At 67.7% G+C, this 15,369-nt stretch carries 15 protein-coding genes; 11 read left to right on the top strand and 4 right to left on the bottom strand.

Annotated features, from left to right (window positions below; all coding sequences use genetic code 11):
- The first annotated feature begins 34 nt into the window (after positions 1 to 34).
- Positions 35 to 1,141 (top strand): DUF3068 domain-containing protein, encoded by a 1,107-nt coding sequence (locus tag EV648_RS04775; protein WP_132285379.1) that lies wholly within the window; start codon positions 35 to 37, stop codon positions 1,139 to 1,141.
- 39 nt (positions 1,142 to 1,180) lie between these two features.
- On the opposite strand, the gene EV648_RS04770 is transcribed toward EV648_RS04775, so the two are convergent.
- The 3 genes from EV648_RS04770 to EV648_RS04760 all read right to left on the bottom strand — a co-directional run bounded on the left by EV648_RS04770 (position 1,181) and on the right by EV648_RS04760 (position 3,163).
- On the bottom strand, positions 1,181 to 1,972 hold the full coding sequence (locus EV648_RS04770) for a class I SAM-dependent methyltransferase (RefSeq protein WP_241994901.1): 792 nt from the start codon (positions 1,970 to 1,972) through the stop codon (positions 1,181 to 1,183).
- Between the two features lie 76 nt (positions 1,973 to 2,048).
- Positions 2,049 to 2,597, bottom strand: a complete 549-nt coding sequence (locus EV648_RS04765; protein ID WP_132285377.1) for an SRPBCC domain-containing protein — start codon at positions 2,595 to 2,597, stop codon at positions 2,049 to 2,051.
- Positions 2,597 to 3,163: a TetR/AcrR family transcriptional regulator gene (locus EV648_RS04760; RefSeq protein WP_132285375.1), complete on the bottom strand. Its 567-nt coding sequence runs from the start codon at positions 3,161 to 3,163 to the stop codon at positions 2,597 to 2,599. The genes EV648_RS04765 and EV648_RS04760 overlap by 1 nt, the downstream gene beginning before the upstream one ends.
- Before the next feature lie 112 nt (positions 3,164 to 3,275).
- Between EV648_RS04760 and EV648_RS04755 the strand changes: the two genes are divergently transcribed.
- Together EV648_RS04755 and rpsA are read left to right on the top strand one after the other, a co-directional pair.
- Positions 3,276 to 4,184, top strand: coding sequence for a phosphotransferase family protein (locus tag EV648_RS04755; protein WP_132285373.1), 909 nt, complete (start codon positions 3,276 to 3,278; stop codon positions 4,182 to 4,184).
- A gap of 250 nt (positions 4,185 to 4,434) precedes the next feature.
- Positions 4,435 to 5,913 carry a 30S ribosomal protein S1 gene (gene rpsA / locus EV648_RS04750; RefSeq protein WP_132285371.1) on the top strand — a complete coding sequence of 493 codons (1,479 nt, stop codon included), beginning with the start codon at positions 4,435 to 4,437 and terminating at the stop codon, positions 5,911 to 5,913.
- Between the two features lie 204 nt (positions 5,914 to 6,117).
- Here rpsA and EV648_RS04745 read toward each other — a convergent pair whose 3' ends face one another.
- On the bottom strand, positions 6,118 to 7,062 hold the full coding sequence (locus tag EV648_RS04745) for a phosphotransferase (RefSeq protein ID WP_241994900.1): 945 nt from the start codon (positions 7,060 to 7,062) through the stop codon (positions 6,118 to 6,120).
- Between the two features lie 169 nt (positions 7,063 to 7,231).
- Here EV648_RS04745 and coaE point away from each other — a divergent pair, with 169 nt between their 5' ends.
- The 8 genes from coaE (at position 7,232) to EV648_RS04705 (ending at position 15,349) form a co-directional block, all read left to right on the top strand.
- Entirely contained in the window at positions 7,232 to 7,918 is a 687-nt protein-coding gene (gene coaE / locus EV648_RS04740) for a dephospho-CoA kinase (protein ID WP_370452697.1), read from the top strand.
- Positions 7,919 to 8,152: 234 nt separating this feature from the next.
- Entirely contained in the window at positions 8,153 to 9,295 is a 1,143-nt protein-coding gene (locus EV648_RS04735) for a PrsW family glutamic-type intramembrane protease (protein WP_241994898.1), read from the top strand.
- Positions 9,292 to 10,368, top strand: a complete 1,077-nt coding sequence (locus EV648_RS04730) for a PT domain-containing protein (protein ID WP_132285367.1) — start codon at positions 9,292 to 9,294, stop codon at positions 10,366 to 10,368. Before EV648_RS04735 ends, EV648_RS04730 begins: the two co-directional genes overlap by 4 nt.
- Complete coding sequence (locus EV648_RS04725) at positions 10,365 to 11,372, top strand: hypothetical protein (RefSeq protein WP_132285365.1); 1,008 nt, start codon at positions 10,365 to 10,367, stop codon at positions 11,370 to 11,372. The genes EV648_RS04730 and EV648_RS04725 overlap by 4 nt, the downstream gene beginning before the upstream one ends.
- Positions 11,373 to 11,421: 49 nt before the next feature.
- A complete protein-coding gene (locus EV648_RS04720; RefSeq protein ID WP_132285363.1) occupies positions 11,422 to 12,189 on the top strand; it encodes a hypothetical protein in 768 nt (255 codons plus the stop codon).
- Positions 12,190 to 12,370: 181 nt separating this feature from the next.
- On the top strand, positions 12,371 to 14,476 hold the full coding sequence (gene uvrB, locus EV648_RS04715) for an excinuclease ABC subunit UvrB (RefSeq protein WP_132285361.1): 2,106 nt from the start codon (positions 12,371 to 12,373) through the stop codon (positions 14,474 to 14,476).
- Positions 14,477 to 14,608: 132 nt separating this feature from the next.
- Positions 14,609 to 14,989, top strand: coding sequence for a VOC family protein (locus EV648_RS04710; RefSeq protein WP_132285359.1), 381 nt, complete (start codon positions 14,609 to 14,611; stop codon positions 14,987 to 14,989).
- Positions 14,990 to 14,992: 3 nt separating this feature from the next.
- Positions 14,993 to 15,349, top strand: a complete 357-nt coding sequence (locus EV648_RS04705; protein ID WP_199234433.1) for an MmcQ/YjbR family DNA-binding protein — start codon at positions 14,993 to 14,995, stop codon at positions 15,347 to 15,349.
- Positions 15,350 to 15,369: the final 20 nt, after the last annotated feature.

Genomic DNA, 15,369 nt, shown 5'->3' with positions numbered 1-15,369 from the left:
GTAGCGTCCCGCGGACAGACCGGGAGGGGTTGTTGTGGGGAATCGCAGTCGTGCACTGGTGATCGCGCTGGGGATTTTCTTCGTCGGCGTAGCCGCGCTGGCGAAGTTCTACGCGTATCCGACGCTCGCCGTCGCACCTGCCGACCAGGTCGCGCACACGGTGTCGGTGGGCAAGGACGCCACCATCTTCAGCGTGGCGGACCTGGCGGAGAAGAACGTCGACCTGTACTCGCGCCGGACCGTCCGGGGCGACGTGGTCGCGGCTGAGAAGATCAGCAAGGAACTGAATCGCAAGGTGGTGGTGTTCGACACCGCCGTGGTGACGGACACGGATAAGGACTACCAGTTCCCCGAGTCCGCGAGTGAGACCGCGAAGGCGCCGCTGAGCTTCGTGCAGGAACGGGTCGTGCTGGACGCGACCACGGGCGAGTCGGTGCGCTGGAGCCCGGACGCCTCGAAGGACAACAGCGGGGAGTACATCACCACCACGCTGAGGAAGGAGGACCGGCTGACACCTAAGGAGGACAGCCCGTTCTTCAAGGGACACCAGGGCCTGGTGCTGAAGTTCCCGTTCGGCACCGAGAAGAAGCGGTACCAGTTCTGGGACACCACCACGCGCAAGGCGTACCCGATCGACTTCAAGGAGGAGACCAAGCTCAACGGTCTCACCGTGTACCGCTTCGAGCAGGACGTGCCGAAGCAGGACCTGCCGCTCGCCACGCCGCTGAAGGTGCCGGGCAAGCTCGTCGGTGAGCCCGGGATGGACTCGGTCGAGGTGCAGCGCAGCTACCAGAACACCCGGACGCTGTGGATCGAGCCGGTCACCGGCGCGATCATCAAGGGCCGGGAGCAGCAGCTCGCCTCGCTCAGCTACAACGGCGAGGCGAAGGTCACCGCGACCCAGGTGCAGATCGAGTACGACGCGGACACGGTGAAGAAGAACGTCGAGGGCGCCAAGGAGAACGGCGTCGACGAGGGCGGCTACAAGGCGAAGGCCGCTCAGTTGCACGCGATCGGCTTCTGGGTGCCACTCGTCTCGCTGATCATCGGACTGCTATTGCTGGGCGTGGTCGTGTTCTTCCAGGTCCGTCCGCGGCGGACCGCCGAGCCGGACACTTCAGAGCCGGCGGAATCCGTCTGACCCGTTCAGGGGTCTGTGGCGGGTTCAGGGTTTGATTGTTCAGGGCTTGTGGGCCGACCAGATCGCGGTGCCTGGGACCAGGCGGCCGCGGTCTGGTCCCCAGCCGCCCCAGACCTGATCGTGGCCGGCCGGCCATTCGGGTTCGAGCAGATCGTCGATGACCAGGCCGGCGCCGGTGAGCGCTCGGACCCAGTCGCCGGTGGTGCGATGGTGCTCGGCGTAGATCGCGGTGCCGTCGTCGTCCACCTCGACATACGGCGTGCGGTCGAAGTACGACTGGGTGATCCGCAGGCCGGCCGGTGTCGGGTCGTCCGGCATGCTCCACCGGATCGGGTGCGTGACCGAGAACACGAGTAGCCCGCCGGGTTTCAAGCTCCGGGCGATCTCCCGGAGTGCCGCCTCCGCGTCGGCGACGAACGGCAGCGCGCCGAACGCCGAGCACACGATGTCGAAAGCTTCGTCCTTGAACGGAACGGCCATCGCATTGGCGGCAACAGTCCGTACTGCGGTGCCGGTGCGGCGGTCGAGTTCGTGCGCGATGCGGAGTTGTTCGACGGAGATGTCGAAGGCGACTATGTTGGCGCCTTGGCCGACGAGCCATCGGGAGCACTGGGCGGCACCACAGCCGACCTCGAGGATGCGCTTGCCGCGTACCGGGCCGAGGAGCTGGGCGGTTGCCTCGTCCACACCCTCGGGACACCAGATGAACTTGTCGTCGCCGAGGAACGCGCCGTGCTCCTCGAGGTACTCGCCGGCGGCCGAGTCCCAGTAGGTCCGGCTGGCCCTCGAGGTCTCCGGCTCGCTCAACTCCACCCGCCGCGGCTCCACCACCGCATCACCCTAACCGGCGGCGCAGTTGCACCGGCGCCGGCTCAGGTGCGCCTCCGCAGGCTCGGGGTGCGCGGCGTCAGCCGGCGGCGCGGGCCGCGAGGGCCTGGTTCATCGCCTGGAACTGGGGCTTGATCGTGTCGTTCAGCATGCCGACCGTGAAGGGGACCGCGACTCCGTTGAACCTCTCCTCCTGGATCAGCTTCGACCGGCCGCCGTCGAGGGGCTCGATCCGGAACGAGTGCTCGCCGTCGAAGATGCCGCCGAAACCGATCTTGCCGATCCAGCGCAGCTCCTTGCCCGGGTCGACCGCGAGCAGCTCCGGAGTGAAGGTCGTCTCCTTGCCATTCGTGTCCTTGAGCACGTTGGTGATCCTCGCGCCGACCTTCAGCTCACCCGTCGACGACACGAGGAACGGGTTCCACTCGGGGTAGGCGTCGCGGTCGGCGAGCACCTGCCAGACCTGGTCGGGCGTCGCGTCGATCTCGATCTCGGTGTGGAGCACGGTCGTGTGGGCGATCGCGTAGACGCAGTACCCGGCGAGCAGGACGGCGAAGGCGCCGACGCCGGCGAGCACGCGACGGCGTACCGGGCTCTTCTTGTTCTTGTTCTCGGTGGCGGTGGTCATCAGGACTCCTCAGGTCCGAGGACGCTGCGGACGAGCTTCCTCGCGTAGTCGGGGGTGAGTGGCTCGCCGGTGACGAGGAGCCGGTAGTACAGCGGGCCGACGAGTTGGTCGACCAGGACCGCAGGGGAGACGTGGTCGAGGACGAGGCCCGCGTCCTGGGCCTTCGCGACGACGGCGGTCACAGCGCGATGGCGCTCGGCCCAGAGGGCTCTGACGCTCTCGCCGACGCGCGGTTCGCGGGCGGCGGCCGCGGCCAAGTCCGCGATCAGTGCGGGCGGAGTGGAGGCGAGGTTGGTCGCGATCGCGGTGACGAGGCCGGTGAGGTCGCGGCGTGGGTCGTCGGTCGGCTCGAACGGGACGTCCTCCCGGAGGCTCGTGATCAACGCGACCACCAGTTCGGCCTTGCTTGGCCACCGGCGGTAGAGCGTCGTCTTCGCCACCCCCGCCTGCTCGGCGACCCGGTCGACCGAGAGTCCGGCGTACCCGCCTTGCCGGATCTCGTTGAGCGCGGCGGCCAGCACCCGCTGCTCGACGCCGGCATCCCGCGGTCTTCCTCGCCCGACCATCGCTCCTCATTTCCGCTACCTCGGTTTCGTAATGAGCTTAGGAGTGCGGTTCGATTTACGCAACTAAGGTAGCGGAAATGGTTGTCGGCGATGTGCGGAAGGATGCGGCGACATGGATGACTTCGAGGCTCTCGCTGCCAGCGCTGTACCGCTCACCGGCGGCTACGGCGGGGAGACCTACGCCGTGAGCGCGGCCGGGGAGGATGCAGTGCTCCGGCTCTACGTCCGGCATCCGGAGCGCGCGGCCGTGGATGTCTCGTTGCTGCGGCTCGTCCGGGGACTGCTCCCGGTGCCGCGAGTGCTGGACGCGATGCCTGACCCAGCTGGCGACGGGGCGCCTCCTTATGTACTGACCGAGCGGCTGCCCGGGATCAACCTGCAGACGTATCTCGACACCGCCGGGGACAAGGAACGCCAGAAGGTGGGGGAGCAGCTCGGCGCATTGCTCGTCCGCCTCAGTGGCATGCCTCTCCTCACCTTCGGGGAGTTCGTCGGCCGCGACCTGCTGATCGAGTCGTTCGGCGCGGGCGGCCTGACCCAGTGGCTCGACCGGTACGTCGAGGACCTGGGACTCACCCGCGACCAGGTGGAAAGCCTGTACTCCGTGCTGGACGGGGCGGAGGACCTCGCCGACACCGGGGTGGAACGGATCTGCCTGGTGCACAGCGACTTCAACCCGAAGAACCTGCTGGTCGACCCTGACACCGCGGAGCTCACCGGGCTGATCGACTGGGAGTTCGCGCACGCCGGATCGCCGTACACGGACCTGGGGAACCTGCTCCGCTTCTGTGAGGACCCGGTGCTCGGGAGGGCGGTGCTCAGCGTCGTACGGGAGACCGGTCCGGACCTCGGGGACCGGCTCGAGGAGCGGGGGCGCGCGGCGGATCTGTGGGCCCTGATCGACCTCGCGGCCCGGCGGCCGGCGAACCCGGTGGCGGTCGCCGCGCACACCCTGATCACCCGGATCGCCGACACGGGGGACCTCGCGGGCGGCCGACCCGACCTGGACGTCGTACATTGAGTGCAGTGCTACGTCGGGAGACCTCGGCGGGCGCCTGGTTCGGACCGGGTGCCCCGGGTTGCCGTGCCCGAGTCAGTACACGTATTCTGTGAGATGCGCTATGGGCCCGCGCGACCTCGGACGGAGCAGGCTCGTGCTCGCAAGCAGTCGGTGGTGAATCTGTCCTGTTCAGGCAATCCAGCGGTTGGGTGCGATCCAACGGTCCTTGCGCACCCGTACGACACCATCAGCCCACGGAGCAACCCACCACATGACGGCCAGCATCGAGGCACCTCTCGACCCCGCAGTACGCACCACCCCGCAGGTAGCGGTCAATGACATCGGGTCGGAGGAAGACTTCCTCGCGGCGATCGATCAGACCATCAAGTACTTCAACGACGGCGACATCGTCGAGGGCACCATCGTCAAGGTCGACCGGGACGAGGTCCTCCTCGACATCGGTTACAAGACCGAAGGCGTCATCCCCTCGCGCGAGCTGTCGATCAAGCACGACGTCGACCCGAACGAGGTCGTCAACGTCGGAGATCACGTCGAGGCCCTGGTTCTCCAGAAGGAGGACAAGGAAGGCCGTCTGATCCTGTCCAAGAAGCGCGCTCAGTACGAGAAGGCGTGGGGCACGATCGAGAAGATCAAGGAAGAGGACGGCGTCGTCACCGGCACCGTCATCGAGGTCGTCAAGGGTGGACTCATCCTGGACATCGGCCTCCGTGGCTTCCTGCCGGCCTCGCTGGTCGAGATGCGCCGGGTCCGCGACCTCCAGCCGTACGTCGGCCAGGAGATCGAGGCCAAGATCATCGAGCTCGACAAGAACCGCAACAACGTGGTCCTGTCGCGCCGTGCGTGGCTGGAGCAGACGCAGTCCGAGGTGCGGATGAACTTCCTCACCCAGCTGCAGAAGGGCCAGATCCGCAAGGGTGTCGTCTCCTCGATCGTCAACTTCGGTGCGTTCGTGGACCTGGGTGGCGTCGACGGTCTGGTGCACGTCTCCGAGCTGTCCTGGAAGCACATCGACCACCCGACCGAGGTCGTCGAGGTCGGCCAGGAGGTCACCGTCGAGGTGCTGGACGTCGACATGGACCGCGAGCGCGTCTCGCTGTCGCTGAAGGCGACCCAGGAAGACCCGTGGCAGCAGTTCGCCCGGACCCACCAGATGGGCCAGATCGTGCCCGGCAAGGTCACCAAGCTGGTTCCGTTCGGTGCGTTCGTCCGCGTCGAGGAGGGCATCGAGGGTCTGGTGCACATCTCCGAGCTGGCCGAGCGTCACGTCGAGATCCCGGAGCAGGTCGTCCAGGTCAACGACGACACGATGGTCAAGATCATCGACATCGACCTCGAGCGTCGCCGGATCTCGCTGTCGCTGAAGCAGGCCAACGAGGGGCTGGACCCGGTCTCCGACGACTTCGACCCCACGCTGTACGGCATGGCGGCGACGTACGACGACCAGGGCAACTACGTCTACCCGGACGGCTTCGACCCGGAGACGGGCGAGTGGCTCGAGGGCTTCGACAAGCAGCGTGAGGAGTGGGAGCGGCAGTACGCCGAGGCCCACGCGCGCTGGGAGGCCCACAAGAAGCAGATCGAAGAGGCCAAGACGGCCGACGTCGAGGCAGGCGAGGCGTCCACGTACTCCTCCGCCGCCGCCCCGAAGGACGACGCCCCCGTCGAGGGTGCGCTCGCTTCCGACGAGGCCCTGCAGGCCCTCCGCGAGAAGCTCACCGGCCAGGGCTGATCCACCCGCAGTACCAGCAGTACCCGAGACCCCCGCATCCCCGTACTGGGTGCGGGGGTCTCGCCCGTACTACGCCCGCATCGCGCCTCCTGCGTCGGCCGCTCACCCCGGGATCGCCGCGCCTGCGTAGCGGCTCGACTGGGTGCGGGGGTGGTCGCGATACGCCGGGATTTGGCAGGTGCGGGGGACTCTGGTGGGCGGGTGTCAGAGGGCGTTGCGCCAGCCGGCTGGGTCTTCGCCGGGTGGGATTGCCTGGATGGCGCGGTGGAGGGTCAGGGCTGCGAGCCACTGGTGCTCGGCGTCGGTGAGCGGGCGGATCGACTCGTAGCCGGCGAGGAAGGTTCGGCGGACCGCGGGCGGGGTCGGTTGCCAGTTGGTGAAGTGGGTGCCGAGGACGACCAACGTCTGCGCGAGGTCTTGGACGCAGTAGTTCCACGCGAGCTCGTCGAAGTCCAGGACGGCGAGCACCTCGGTACCTGACATCACGATGTTGGAGGCTCGGTAGTCGCTGTGGATCAACTGTGGTTGCACATCGAGGGGTGGCAGGGCGGCGACCTGTGTTGCGAGGTGGGCCGAGGCTTCTGGTGCTGAGCCCGGGCCTGCTGAGTCCAGCCAGTTCAAGAGGCGCTGCTTGGGCTGTGGGTCGTCTTGTGGGCCGGTCTTGTGCTCAGCCAGTGCGGTATGGAGATCGGCCAGGGTGACGCCGGCTTCGTAGACCGCTTGGTCGTTGGCGATGTCGAGCAAGGTGCCGTCGATGTGCGGTTGGACTGTCATGGACAGCGGGCGAGCGGGGGCGTCGACTACCTCACGGTGCTTGCCGGTGAGGGCGGTGAGCGGGGCCGCGACGGGGATTCCCTGCTGGTGTAGTTCATGCAGGAGTTCCGCTGTGGTGGCGAACTTCGCGAACTGGGCTGTGGCTCGGGACCACTTCACGACCAGGTGTCCGTGGTCAGTGTGGACCCAGGCGATGGCGTTCTGGTCGCTGATGACGATGCGGTCGCAGGTCTCTACTCCGATTGCCCAGGTCTCGTCCAGCACGGCAGTCAGCCATTCGGCCGCCGCGTCGAAGGTCGGGAAGCCGAACCTCTCCTGGAGTGCCCGGCGGGCGTCAACCGACTCCCAGAGCATTGACAAGCCGTTGGGAAACACCCGGTCGACTGTACGACGTGAGGGGTTCTCGGGTGATCCGGTACTGCGGGGTGGTGGTTGCTGTGGGGTGGTGGAATGGCCCGTTACTACGATGCCGCCTGGGGTTATAGACGTGCCCCTGGGCTTACCTCGCAAGAGCGGATGCGGGTGGGTGGGTTGGCTTTCGAGGTTGGTGTTGTTACCGGGGTTCTGCTGTTGGGGGACTAGGGTTCTGGGCGTGTTGAGAGTTGGGTTGACTGGTGGGATCGGGGCCGGGAAGAGCGCTGTGTCCTCGCGGTTGGGGGAGCGCGGGGCGCTGGTGATCGATTCGGACGTGTTGGCGCGGGAAGTGGTTGCGCGGGGCACTGACGGGCTTGCCGAGGTGGTGGCGGCCTTTGGGGATGTGCTGACGGCTGAGGGCGAGATGGATCGGCCGGCGGTGGGGCGGATGGTGTTTGGGGATGAGGGGGCCCGGCGGAAGCTGGAGGCGATTGTTCATCCTCGGGTTCGGGCGCGGGCGGCTGAGATCGAGGCTGGGGCGCCTGACGATGCCGTTGTGGTGCACGACATTCCCTTGCTGGTGGAGACCGGGCAGGCGGACAAGTTCGACCTGGTGCTGGTGGTCGACGTACCGGCGGAGGTGCAGCTCGAGCGGTTGACGGGTGCGCGCGGGATGGCTGACGAGGAAGCGAAAGCGCGGATCGCGAGTCAGGCGTCGCGTGAGGAGCGGCTGGCCGTGGCTGACGTGGTGGTGGAGAACTCGGGGAGTCTCGAGGACCTGGATCGGCGCGTCGACGAGGTCTGGCGGGAGCTCTCGGCGCGGGCGGCGGAAGAGGGTCCTGGATCGGCGGGACACGGTCCGGACACGGCGGGTTGAGGGCACGGTCCGGACACGAAAGGGTGACCCCCGGGCGAGAAAGGATGAATCCGGGTCGACCTGTACGACAATCTGTGCGGGTTCGTCCGGCTGAGGCCTGGCCGACCTGACCACCCCTCGGCGCGCGCTCGCGTCGGTCCGCAAGTCCAACGTTGGGAGGATGGCGTGGAATGTCCGCGCTGTAGCTCTGACGTTCCCGAGGTGTCGCACTTCTGCCATCACTGTGGCAACGACATGCAGTCCGGGGATGCTCAGCGCAAGAAGGCGTACGCGGCCAGACCGGATGAACCGGTGGCCTCGTTCAAACTCGTCTCCACGATCATGCCGCAAGGCGCCGGCCGCCAGCCGTACACCTACAAGGTCGCACTGGGCGTTGCCCTGCTGCTGACCGTGGTGACGGCCGCGCTGGGCGCTCTGCCGGTGGCGATCATGGTGGCCGCCTTCGCCATTCCGATCGTCTACATCCTCTACCTGTACGACGTGAACCTGTGGGAGGACGAGCCGGTACCGGTCGTCGCCGCGGCGTTCGTGCTGACCGGCGTCCTGGCCGCGGTGTTCACCTGGATCTGGTCGGACAAGATCGGCCTGAGCACGGACACGATCGGCAGCAACCCGGCCGGGCCGGCCGGACGTGACCTGCTGATCCTGATGCTGCTCGTCCCGGTCGTGTCGGAGCTGATCCGCCAGATCGGCCCGCTCTACCTGGCCTCGCGCCCGCGGTACGACGATCTGATGGACGGGTTCACCTTCGGCGTCGTGGCGGGCGTGGGTTACGCCTGCTTCGAGACGCTGGTGCTGCACTGGGGCTGGATCAGCGGCGGATTCGCCGGTCCGGGCAGTAGCGCCGGCACCTGGATCTCCGTGGTTCTGCTGCAGGGCTTCGTGAAGCCGCTGATCTACGGCTCGGCGACGGGCCTCGCGGTCGCGGAGTTCTCCGGGCTGGGTGAGAAGTACGACGGGTTCACCCCGCGTTGGGTGGCCGGCCTGATCCAGGCGATGGTGGTGAACGCGCTCTTCCAGGGCGGCGTCTACCTGCTCGGCTTCGTCGGCGGTCACGGCTCCACCCTCGGCGCGATCCTCGGCGTGGTCTGGGGTCTGCTGCTGCTCGGCGCGTTGATCATTCTGGTCCGCACCGTGCTGCACAAGGGGCTGCTCGAGGCGGCCCTGGAGTCGGCCGCGCGCGGCGGCTCGAACCACGCCTCCGGCGAGCTGGCGTTCTGCTCGCGCTGCGAGATGCCGCTGCTGCCGAACTCGGACTTCTGCTCCGCCTGTGGCAACTCGGTCCGCTCCGTGCCGAAGTCCGAGCGCGGGGTGGCGTTGCAAGGGAGTGCGCCGGCCGCCGGCTTCGACGGAATCACTGGGGAGACGCAGGCATGAGCAACCAGCAACCGCCGTACGGCCAAGGCGGCCAGGGTGGCCAGGGCGGCCAGCCAGGACAGCCGCCGTACGGTGGCCAGCCGGGCTACGGCCGGCCAGGTCAGCCCGGTCCGGGCCAGCCGCCGTACCAGGGCCAGCCGCAGCAACCCCCGTACCAGGGACAGCCGCCGCAGGGACAACCCCCGCAGGGCCAGCCGCCGTACCAGGGCCAGCCGCCGTACCAGGGTCAGCCGCAGTACCAGCAGGGGCCTCCGCAGTACCAGCAGGGGCCTCCGCCGCAGCAGTACCCGGGCCAGCAGCAGTACCCCGGCCAGCAGTCGAGCTACCCGCAGCAGCAGGGATACGGCGGCCAGCAGTACCCGGGGCAGCAGCAGTACCCCACTCAGCAGTACGGCGGCAGCCGTGGCAAGGGCGGCAACAAGATCCTCCTGCTCGCAGGAGGCGGTCTTGCCGCTGTGGCGGTCATCGGTGTCGTACTGGCGCTGGTGTTCGGAGGCGGTGACGACGACAACGTCCAGCCGAACCCGGAGCCGACCAGCGCGCCGACGAGCCAGCCGAGCGGTGAACCGAGCACCGAACCCAGTGGCGAGCCGACCACGAACGTCGACGAGGGCATCGAGGTCGCCGAGGGCGTCTACGTGAAGCCCCAGCCGGGCTACCTGCGCAAGAGCCTGGACAAGTTCACCGGCGTCTACCTGCTGAAGCAGGGCGAGGCCTACTTCATGGTGAACGCGTTCAAGGCGAACCCGGACGAGACGACCACCACGGTGCTGCCGAAGCTGCTGGAGATCGAGAAGAAGGCCGTCACCTCGAGCACCTTCAAGGCGAACGAGCCGAAGGAGCTCAAGCCGGGTCCGGACGACAAGACCGACGTCAAGATCGTCACCACCCAGAGCTACGAGGCGTTGTCGACCAGCCAGAACGGCAGCATCCCGGTGATCGGGTTCGTCGGCGTGGTCGAGCGCAACGACGGCGTGATGACGATCATCCGTGTGTACGGCCGCAAGGACAAAGCAGCCAGCATCCAGAAGGACTCGACCGCGATGCTGCAGTCGGTCGTCAAGAGCCAGTGAGCGCCAAGCGGGACAAGGGCCCGGACAACCCCTGGGTCCGCAAGACGGAGTCCGACGACGCTGAGGCGGCGGCAGCGGCTGCCACCGCCGAGCCCGAGCTGCCGCCGTCCCCGTGGTCCCTGGAGGTTCCGCCGAAGCCCGCCTCGCCATGGTCCGACCCTGGTCCTGCGGGCTCGGGTGCCGTCGGTACGACGGGTCCAGGCGAGGGCGGTCCGGCAGCGGGTGGCGCTCCTGGTGGTACCGGACCTGCCGGTGCCACCGCGGGGCTTGGAGGAGCACCTGCGCCGGGCGACACCGGAGTACAGGCTGGTTCGGGGCCTGCGCGGGAGACCAGTTCGCCGTGGGGCGAGAAGGTGGGTCCGCCGTCGTTGCGCCGGCCCGAGCCGGTGAAGAAGAAGCCGGTCGTCCCGACGCTGCTGATCCCGATCGTGGCCGGGATCGCCGTGGTGGCGCTGGTCGCGGTGGCGCTCGTCCTGCTGACCGGGGGAGACGACTCGGCGGATCCCACGCCGACGCCGACCGCCTCGGTGACCACGCCGCCGGCCTCGACGTACACGCCGCCGCCGAACGCGATCGCGGTCCAATTCGGGGTGTCCGTGGTACCGGCCGACGGCTGGAGCGTGGTCGCCAAGGAGACCGTGGGCAAGCAGCTGGCGACGTACGCGCCGAACAGTGAGGCCCGGGCGTTCCTCTGGGTCCGGCAGAAGCAGAACGTCACCGCGAACGCCTACGTGCTCGGCATCATCGAGGGCGAGACGCAGAAGGACATCACCGCCCTGGGCGCCGTGCGGAACCTGCCGTGCCCGAAGGACGTCTTGGTGGAGTGCGTCGCGCTCTCCTACACCTCCACGGACAAGGGCATCAAGATCCAGGGCTGGGCGGAGGCCTACCGGCGCAAGGACGGCATCGTCACCGCGCTGGACTTCCGGACCCGCTCCGACTACGCCCAGAAGGCCGAGGCCGACGTCGTCCCGATGAAGCAGTCGGTCATCGACAGCCTGTGAAGTTGGTTCCACCCCGCCTACATCCCATGACACACCGCGAGGGGCGCTCATGAGTCAGCAGTACGGACCTCCGCAGCAACCGCCTGCCCAGGGTGGTTGGGGTCCCGGCCCGATGGGGCCGCCGCAGTTCCGGCCGGCGAAGTCCAGCCGTACCCAGTGGATCGTGATGGGCGGCGCCGTGATGGCCGTACTGCTGATCGCGGTCGGCGTGGTCCTGCTCGTCACGGGCGGTGGCGACGAGAAGCAGGCTCCGCCCGTCGCCGGGGACTCCGTCACGCCGGACCCGATCGGCACGCTCTACACCCCACCGACGCCGACCAAGCCGGAGATCACCAAGGGCCGGTACGACACGGGGGTCGAAGTGGGCGGTGGCGTCTGGTTCACCCCGGCCAAGGGTTGGCTGCCGGGTGCGGACAAGACCATGTCGGGCAAGTACTACGTCCTGCAGGACGCCAGCCGGCGCGGGTTCATCGACGGCTACTACTGGGTCCGCCAGACGCAGAACTACGACTCCGCCAAGTCGTTCGCCGAGCACCTGGTCGACATCGAGTCCAACGCGCTGCAGGACGTCCGGATCAGCAAGGGCAACCCGGTGAAGTGCACGAACCCGGTGCTCAAGGCCTGCTACTGGCTCAGCTACTCGGCGAACGTGAGGAGCACGACCGGCAAGCTGATCCCGTTCCGGGGGTTCGTGTCGGCGTACCAGGACGGGTCCGGCACGATCACCGCGTCGGACGCCGGCCTGGAGGTCAGCGTCTACAACCGGCGGGTGAAGGAGCTGGTCTACATGAACCGGACCCTGGAAAAGAGCTTCTGACCAGCGCATTCACCACTGCTGGGCGACCTCTGTCCGGACCGGTGACCTGGCTCCGGCTCAGCTCTGGGCGGAATTCGGGCAGTGCCGGACCGGGGCGGAGGGGTGGGGACGGGAAACTGCCGGACCGGGGCGGAGGGGTGGGGACGGGAAACTGTCCGCGGCGGGCCGTACGGTGGAGGGCATGAGACAGGTCACCGATCTCCAGCGTATGGTCGCCCCCCTCGAGGTGGTGTCCGACTTCGACCCGGCCGGCGACCAGCCGGCCGCCATCGCCGAGCTCGAGCGCCGGATCAACGCGGGCGAGCAGGATGTGGTGCTGCTGGGCGCGACCGGTACCGGTAAGACGGCGACGATCGCCTGGCTCGCGGAGAAGATCCAGCGGCCGATGCTGATCCTGCAGCCGAACAAGACGCTCGCCGCCCAGTTCGCGAACGAGCTGCGGCACTTCTTCCCCGAGAACGCGGTCGAGTACTTCGTCTCGTACTACGACTACTACCAGCCCGAGGCGTACGTCCCGCAGACGGACACCTACATCGAGAAGGACTCCTCGATCAACGAGGAGGTCGAGCGGCTCCGGCACTCCGCGACCTGGTCCCTGCTGACCCGGCGCGACGTGGTCGTGGTCGCCACCGTGTCCTGCATCTACGGTCTGGGCTCCGCCGATGAGTACCTGAACCGGATGATCCATGTGAAGGTCGGGGACGAGACCGACCGCGACGGCCTGCTCCGCAAGCTGGTCGGCGTGCAGTACGCGCGCAACGACCTGGCCGGCACCCGCGGCACCTTCCGGGTCCGCGGCGACACGCTCGAGGTCTTCCCGGTGTACCAGGAGCTGGCCGTCCGGGTGGAGTTCTTCGGCGACGAGATCGAGCGGCTGATGACGCTGCACCCGCTGACCGGCGAGGTGCTGAGCGAGGAGGACGAGCTCTACATCGGCGCCGCGACGCACTACGTGACCGCGCCCGAGAAGATGGAGCGCGCGATCAACAGCATCGAGGCCGAGCTGGCGGAGCGGCTGGCCGAGCTGGAGCGTGGCGGACAGCTGCTGGAGGCGCAGCGGCTGCGGATGCGGACGACGTACGACATCGAGATGATGCGCCAGATCGGCACCTGCTCCGGGATCGAGAACTACTCCCGGCACACCGACGGCCGCGAGGCCGGTACCGCGCCGCACTGTCTGCTCGACTACTTCCCGGAAGACTTCCTGCTGGTGATCGACGAGTCGCACGTCACCGTCCCGCAGATCGGCGGGATGTACGAGGGCGACATGTCCCGCAAGCGGACCCTGGTGGAGCACGGCTTCCGACTGCCGTCGGCGATGGACAACCGGCCGCTGCGCTGGGAGGAGTTCCTGGAGCGGATCGGCCAGACGGTCTACCTGTCCGCCACCCCGGGGCAGTACGAGCAGGACAAGTCGGACGGCTTCGTCGAGCAGATCATCCGGCCGACGGGTCTGATCGACCCCGAGGTGATCGTGAAGCCGACCAAGGGCCAGATCGACGATCTGATCCACGAGATCCGGCTCCGGGTAGAGAAGGACGAGCGGGTGCTCGTCACGACACTGACCAAGAAGATGTCCGAGGACCTGACCGACTACCTGCTGGAGATGGGGATCCGGACCAGGTATCTGCACAGCGAGGTGGACACCCTGCGCCGGGTCGAACTGCTCCGCGAGCTGCGGATGGGCGAGTACGACGTACTGGTCGGCATCAACCTGCTGCGCGAGGGCCTCGACCTGCCGGAGGTGTCGCTGGTCGCGATCCTGGACGCGGACAAGGAAGGCTTCCTGCGCTCCGGAAGGTCGCTGATCCAGACGATCGGTCGTGCCGCCCGCAACGTGTCGGGCGCCGTGTACATGTACGCGGACAAGATCACCCGGTCGATGGAGATGGCGATCGACGAGACGAACCGCCGCCGCGCGAAGCAGGTCGCCTACAACACCGAGCACGGGGTGGACCCGCAGCCGTTGCGGAAGCGGATCGCGGACATCACCGACATGCTCGCCCGCGAGGACGCCGACACGGCCGAACTGCTGGGCAGCGGGCGGACCCAGAGCCGCGGCAAGGCTCCGGTGCCCGGTGGTGGCAAGGCGAAGGCGGGGGAGAAGGCCAAGGAGCTGGCCGGCGGTCTGCCGTCGTCCGACCTGGCCGACCTGATCCAGCAGCTCACCGACCAGATGCACAACGCGGCCGCCGAGCTCCAGTTCGAGGTCGCGGCCCGCTACCGCGACGAGATCTCCGAACTGAAGAAGGAGCTCCGTCAAATGGTCAACGCCGGCGCCAAGTAGGTCCTGCACCAACTGACAAGCGGTACTCGAGCCCCCACCGACCCATCGTCGGTGGGGGCTCGCTGTTTGACGCGAAGCTTCAGCCATTGTCCGTAGTACGTGATAGGCATCGGGGGACGGAAGGGGAGGCTGATGCTGGATCACGTGTCGGTGCAGTGTGACGACCTGGCGGCGAGCAGAGCGTTCTACGAGCGGTTGCTGGCGCCGTTGGGAGTCACGGTGGCGATGGACTTCGGGGATGTGCTCGGGCTAGCCGGACCGGACGGGATGCCGAGGTTCTGGCTGGGGAAGGCGCAGGGCGGTGTCCAGCGAGAGATTCACATCGCCTTCTCCGCTCCCGACCGGGCAACCGTGGACAAGGTCTACGCCGTGGCTCGAGAGCTGAATGCCGAGATCCTGCACGAACCACGCGTCTGGCCGGAGTACCACGAGACCTACTACGGCGTCTTCGTCCGGGACCCCGACGGTAACAACGTCGAAGCCGTGAACCACAGGGATGCACGGAAGGAATAGCGCATGAGGCTGACCTCGGAGGAGTTGCTGGAGTTCTGTCTCGGGAAGCCCGGGGCGTGGCAGGACGAACCGTGGGAGGGGGACACGGTGGCGAAGGTCGGGGACAAGATCTTCGCGTTCCTCGGCGGGGGCGAGTCCGTCGGGATCAAGTGCGGCAACAACCGCGAGGAGGCCGACGAGCTCGTCCGGACCTATCCCGAGGACGTCACGAAGAGCGCCTACATCGGGCGCTCGGGGTGGAACAGCGTGCGCCTCGGCGGTGCGGTTCCGGACGACGAGATCCTCGAGCTGGTGGACACGTCATACCAGACGATCGTGGCGAAACTGCCGAAATCCAGACGGCCACCCGTCACAACCTGACTACGCAGACAGGTTATTCC

It is taken from the genome of Kribbella sp. VKM Ac-2568, assembly GCF_004345365.1.
GTDB classification, from domain to species: Bacteria; Actinomycetota; Actinomycetes; order Propionibacteriales; family Kribbellaceae; genus Kribbella; species Kribbella orskensis.
The sequence above is the reverse complement of the archived record's forward strand: the minus strand, read 5'-3'. Positions and strand labels throughout refer to the sequence as shown.

Excerpts from the sequence above, each read along its gene's own strand:
- EV648_RS04765 (WP_132285377.1), bottom strand. The coding sequence starts at position 2,597 with ATGACCACCGCCACCGAGAACAAGAACAAGAAGAGCCCGGTACGCCGT.
- EV648_RS04760 (WP_132285375.1), bottom strand. The coding sequence starts at position 3,163 with ATGGTCGGGCGAGGAAGACCGCGGGATGCCGGCGTCGAGCAGCGGGTG.
- EV648_RS04755 (WP_132285373.1), top strand. The coding sequence starts at position 3,276 with ATGGATGACTTCGAGGCTCTCGCTGCCAGCGCTGTACCGCTCACCGGC.
- rpsA (WP_132285371.1), top strand. The coding sequence starts at position 4,435 with ATGACGGCCAGCATCGAGGCACCTCTCGACCCCGCAGTACGCACCACC.
- EV648_RS04735 (WP_241994898.1), top strand. The coding sequence starts at position 8,153 with ATGCAGTCCGGGGATGCTCAGCGCAAGAAGGCGTACGCGGCCAGACCG.
- EV648_RS04730 (WP_132285367.1), top strand. The coding sequence starts at position 9,292 with ATGAGCAACCAGCAACCGCCGTACGGCCAAGGCGGCCAGGGTGGCCAG.
- EV648_RS04720 (WP_132285363.1), top strand. The coding sequence starts at position 11,422 with ATGAGTCAGCAGTACGGACCTCCGCAGCAACCGCCTGCCCAGGGTGGT.
- uvrB (WP_132285361.1), top strand. The coding sequence starts at position 12,371 with ATGAGACAGGTCACCGATCTCCAGCGTATGGTCGCCCCCCTCGAGGTG.
- EV648_RS04710 (WP_132285359.1), top strand. The coding sequence starts at position 14,609 with ATGCTGGATCACGTGTCGGTGCAGTGTGACGACCTGGCGGCGAGCAGA.
- EV648_RS04705 (WP_199234433.1), top strand. The coding sequence starts at position 14,993 with ATGAGGCTGACCTCGGAGGAGTTGCTGGAGTTCTGTCTCGGGAAGCCC.